The 4,844-nt window shown below is 72.3% G+C and carries 3 protein-coding genes; all 3 read right to left on the bottom strand.

The genetic code is table 11. From position 1 onward, the window contains the following. On the bottom strand, positions 1-1,953 hold a 1,953-nt coding region (locus D588_RS0122100; protein WP_255325485.1), incomplete at its 3' end, for a VIT domain-containing protein. A gap of 316 nt (positions 1,954-2,269) precedes the next feature. Continuing rightward, positions 2,270-4,003, bottom strand: coding sequence for a single-stranded-DNA-specific exonuclease RecJ (gene recJ / locus D588_RS0122095; protein ID WP_026143993.1), 1,734 nt, complete (start codon positions 4,001-4,003; stop codon positions 2,270-2,272). Next, positions 4,000-4,844: hypothetical protein (locus tag D588_RS0122090; RefSeq protein WP_017917549.1), on the bottom strand; the 845-nt coding region annotated here is incomplete at its 5' end. The genes D588_RS0122090 and recJ, both read right to left, overlap by 4 nt.

The raw sequence follows: 4,844 nt of genomic DNA, 5'->3' as shown, positions 1-4,844 counted from the left end.
GGGGGAGCCGCCGACGATCGCCAATTCCAGCGGCGCGGGTGCGGCCGCCGACATCGGCGCCGCAGGCGACGGCGCGAGGGCCATGGAGCTCTGCGCGCGCGCCCTGGCGTCCAGCCGCTGGTCGGCATTGCCCGCGGCGGCGATGGCGTGGGGTGGCGTGCCCTTGGGAAAGCGCCGCTGCCACCAGGCGACACGCTGCGCGAACGCTTCGGCGATCGCGTCGATGCGTCGCTTGCGCGTATCGTCCTGCAGCTTCTGCTGCCGCACCTGCGCACCCGCCACCGCCGCACGCAGCGCCGGGGGCGCCGGGATGCCATAGCGGGCGTAGTCGTCGGCATTCTCCAGCACCAGCAACGAGGTGTCGGCGCTGACCAGCCCGAAGCGCGTCGCCAGCGCCTGACGGCGCGCGGCCGATCCCTGCGGATCGGCGGACAGGCTGCGCAACATGGCCCGTGCCCAGGCGCCCGGCACCAGGTCGCCTGGAACTTCCTCCGCCTCGCGCAACGGCAGACTCAGGCGTCGGGTGCTGGCGGCGGTGGCGATCTCCAGGTGCAGCGTCGCATCGGTGCCGAGCAGGCGCCCCGCGATGCGCAGGTAGCCATCGTCGGCGTCGCGCGAATCGGCGACCAGATCGGCGACCTGGCTACCGTCCAGCGCGACCAGTTCGCCGCCACGCCGCAACAGCCGCTCACTGGCCAGTTGCACGTCCGGCAGGCCCTGCAATGCGATCGCGCGTCCGCCGCGCGCTTCCGCGATCGCCGCCAGGCGCGCGGCATCGGCGTGCACGCCGGCCGAGTCGATCGCATACAGGCGCTGTCCCGGCGCCAGCGTCGGCATGGTCTGCGCGCCGTAGTTGCCCAGGCCATCGCTGAACAACAGATACTCCTGCACCTGCGCCGCCGGTTGCCAGGCGCCCAGCGCACTGGCGCCGTCGGGCTGCTCGGCCTGCAACGCCGCCTTCAGGGCGCTCCAGTCGCCGTTGCGCACCTGGAACCTGCGCGGCGCCGCGGCACGGTCGCGCAGCACGATCAGATCGACCTGGGCGGTGCCGACCGCGGCGAAATAGCGCTGCAGCAAGGCCAGTTCGGCCGGAATGTCGCGCTGCCGTGCCGAACCCGACGCATCCCAGAGCAGGCCGATGCGTTGCGGTAGTGGGCGCGGGCCATGCAGGTCGGCGATCGGCACCAGCGCCTGGAAGTAGCGCTGGCCATCGTGGAGACCGGTCGCCACGCGCGGCGTGGCGCTTGCGCGCAGCGACAGCACCAGCTCCGACGGCAACTGCGCCGGGCTGCCGGACCAGGACGCGGCGTAGCCACCGTCCGCCGTCGGCAGCAGCCGCATGCCGGGCGTCGCCGCGCGTTCATCAGGCGCGGCCTGGGTACTCAGCGCGATCTGCAGCGACCGCGCGCCGACCGCATACGCCAGCGGCAAGCGCCATTGCCAGCCGGCGGCGGTACGCTGTAGCGATTCGCGATAGACCAGGCGCACATGGCGGCTGCCATGCGCCGGCAGCGGGTAGACGCGCAGCCGGAACTGGTTGCCGGCGGTCTGCTCGAGCAGGCCCGGATCCACGCCGCGCCGCTCGACCGCTTCGAACACCTGGCGCCCGCGCGCCTTGGGTACCGGCACCGCGTCGCGCATCTGCCCGTCGACGTCCAGGGCGAAACCGCTGAGTTGCTGCCCCTCGCGCAGCGGGAACGTCAGCTGCCCTTCCAGCACGCGCGCGTTGGGATTGAAGAACTCCAGCTCCACCGTGGTTTCGGCCAGGCCAGCGGCGGCATGCGCACGCACGGTCGCCGAGCGCAGTTCGACCGGACGTTCGCCGGCGTCGGTGTGCAGCAACGGCGCGACCAATTGCCGCTGCGGCGCGGACTGCGCCCCGGCCGAAACCGCGGCGAGTAACGACAACGAAAGCAACAACACGTACACGCTTCTGCGCATGGTGGACGGCATGGATCGCTCCTTGCTGGGACGGTATGGCTTGAACGTCCGCCGTGACGCGATGGGGTTGCTTGTGTGCCTCCAGACTCAGGCGACGCGCAAGTCCCTCTCCCATCGGGAGAGGGGTTGGGGTGAGGGTCCGGCGCAAGGCGCAGCGCTTTGGCGATGCGAGGCTGCGCCCGTACCCTCATCCGCCCCTGCGGGGCACCTTCCCCCAAGAAGGGGGCCATGGTCCCGGCGGGAGAAGGGAAAGCAAAGCCCCTCCCCCTCCGGGAGAGGGGTTGGGGTGAGGGTCCGGCACCACGCCCAGCGTCAGACCGCCAACTGCTCAGCCATCCAACGGCAGACAGTACTCCACCACCAGTTGCACCGCATCGCCGCCGCGGTAGTCGTCGGCGACCAGCCGATAGGCGATGTGCACGCGGCGGCCCGGTTCGCGGCCGTGCCAGCCGTTGAAGTGGATCGCGTTCAAGGGCGCGGCACGGCCAGGACAGCGCAGGCTCAGCTTGAGGTGGCGCTCCTTCAGCACGCGCCACTGCACTACTTCGAATTCGCCATCGAACAGCGGCTCCGGAAAGCCCTGCCCCCATGGTCCGCCCTGGCGCAGCGCCTCGGCATGGTGGTGGTCCAGCTCGTGCGGCTCCAGCGCGCCGTCGCTGAGCAGTTCGGCCTGCAGCAGTTCCGCGTCCAGGCTGGCCAAGGCATGGTCGCGAAACACCTGCTCGAACTCGGCCAGCGCGTCCTGCGGCAGGCTCAGGCCCGCGGCCATGGCATGGCCGCCGAACTTCTCCATCAGGCCCGGCCGCTGCGCCTCCACCGCCGCCATCGCGTCGCGGATGTGGAAGCCGGGGATCGAACGCGCCGAGCCGCGCAACTGGGTGCTGCCCGGCTCGGCCGGGGCGAAGGCGATCACCGGCCGGTGCAGGCGGTCCTTCATCTTCGAGGCGACCAGGCCGATCACGCCGGGATGCCACTGCGCATCGAACAGGCACACCGCCACCGGCGGCTGCTCGGGCGCGGCCAGCAGCGCCTGCGCCACCACCGCTTCGGCCTCGTCGGTCATCTGCTGCTGCACGGCGCGGCGCTCGGCGTTGATCTCCTCCAGCGTCGCGGCGATCGTGCGCGCCTGTTGCGGGTCCTCGCACAGCAACAACTCGATGCCCAGGGCCATGTCCTCGAGGCGGCCGGCGGCGTTGAGCCGCGGTGCCAGGGCGAAGCCGATGTCGCTGGCGCTGAGCCGCGCCGGGTCGCGGCCGCTGGCTTCGATCAGGGCGCGCAGGCCGAGGCAACCTTCGCCACGCTGCAACCGGCGCAAACCGGCCGAGACCAGCGCGCGGTTGTTGGGATCCAGCGGCACCAGGTCGGCGACGGTGCCGACCGCGACCAGGTCCAGCAACACACTCAGGTCCGGCGGTGCCGCCACGAACGCGCCGCGCACGCGCAGGTGCCGGCGCAGCGCCAACAGCACGTAGAAGATCACCCCGACGCCGGCCAGCATCTTGCTCGGGAACACGTCGCCAGCCAGGTTCGGGTCGACGATGGCGTCGGCCGGCGGCAAGGCCGGACCCGGCAGGTGGTGGTCGGTGACCAGCACCTGCCAGCCCAGCGCCTTGGCCGCGACGACGCCAGCATGGCAGGCGATGCCGTGGTCCACCGTCACCAGCAGGTCCGGCTGCAACGGCGCCAGTTCCGCGACCAGCGCCGGCGACAGTCCATAGCCATGGACCATGCGGTTGGGCACCGCATGCAGCACCTGCGCGGCGCCGAGCAGGCGCAGCCCGCGCACCGCCACTGCGCAGGCGGTGGCGCCGTCGCAATCGAAATCGCCGACCACCAGGATGCGCTTGCCCGCGGCGATGGCCTCGGCCAGCAATTCCACTGCGGCGTCGATGCCGCTCAGCGCATCCGGCGGCAGCAGTTGCGCCAGCTTGGGCTGCGCCAGGCCGCTGTCGTGGGCGCCGCGCGCGGCGTAGATGCGCCGCAGCAGCGGCAAGGTGGCCTCATGCCACGGGCCGGCCGCGGCCGCCGCGGGCCGCCGCACGATGCGCGCGCTGAAACTCATGCGTCCAGGCGCGGCAGCGGCCGCCGCCACAGGCGCCAGCGTTGCGCGGGGGCGATGCGGAAACAGGTGCCGTCCTCGAAATCCAGCTGCAGTTGCTGCAGCTCGCCATCGCGCAACGCCTGCAGCAGCGGCTGCACCACCTCGCCGACAAACTGCTCGGGCGCGCGCAACTGACGCAGGTCGACCAGCGCATCGACCCGCGGCGCCTGCGCATCGGCGACGCCGGCGGCCTGGGCCAGCGCGCGCAACAGCGGATCGTGGCTGCGCACCTGCGCATGCGCAGTGCCGACGGTGGCCGGCAGGCGGCCGCCGCCCCAGAACCACAGCGAATTGATCGCCGGCTGGCCGCGGGCGACACGTTCGCGGTTCCAGGGATGCTGGTGCAGCACGATCTGCACTTCGGTCAGCAGGGCACGCCAGCGGCGCGCGTCCTCGCCCTGCGGCAGATGATCGAACAGGTCCGCGCCGAGCACCTGCGCCGGTGCCGCGAACACAGGCAGCACACTGTCGGCCGGCAGGCGCAGGTACCAGCGGGTCGGATCGGGCGCGTCCAGGGTCAGCCCGCTCTCGGCGAACACGCCCTGCACCGCCGGCAACAGCGCGTCCAGGTCCACCGCGTCGAGCGGCAGCATGTCGCCATGCGCCATCAGCCGCGCGCCCTGCATGTCCGGCACCACATAGGCGGGATCGGCGCGCAGCCACAGGCCGTCGCCGGCATCGCCGGCGTCCAGTTGCCGGGTCAGCGCCGCGGCCGGCAGCGATGCTTCCGCCAGCACGAAATGGCGGCGCAACTGCGCCTCGCCGCCGGGCACGGCCTGCGTGCGGTCGGCGCGGCCGAACG

Origin of the sequence: Xanthomonas sp. SHU 308 (assembly GCF_000364645.1) — a bacterium.
In the GTDB taxonomy this organism is placed as follows: domain Bacteria; phylum Pseudomonadota; class Gammaproteobacteria; order Xanthomonadales; family Xanthomonadaceae; genus Xanthomonas_A; species Xanthomonas_A sontii.
This window is presented reverse-complemented; position numbering and strand designations above follow the sequence as displayed.

Excerpts from the sequence above, each read along its gene's own strand:
- recJ (WP_026143993.1), bottom strand. The coding sequence starts at position 4,003 with ATGAGTTTCAGCGCGCGCATCGTGCGGCGGCCCGCGGCGGCCGCGGCC.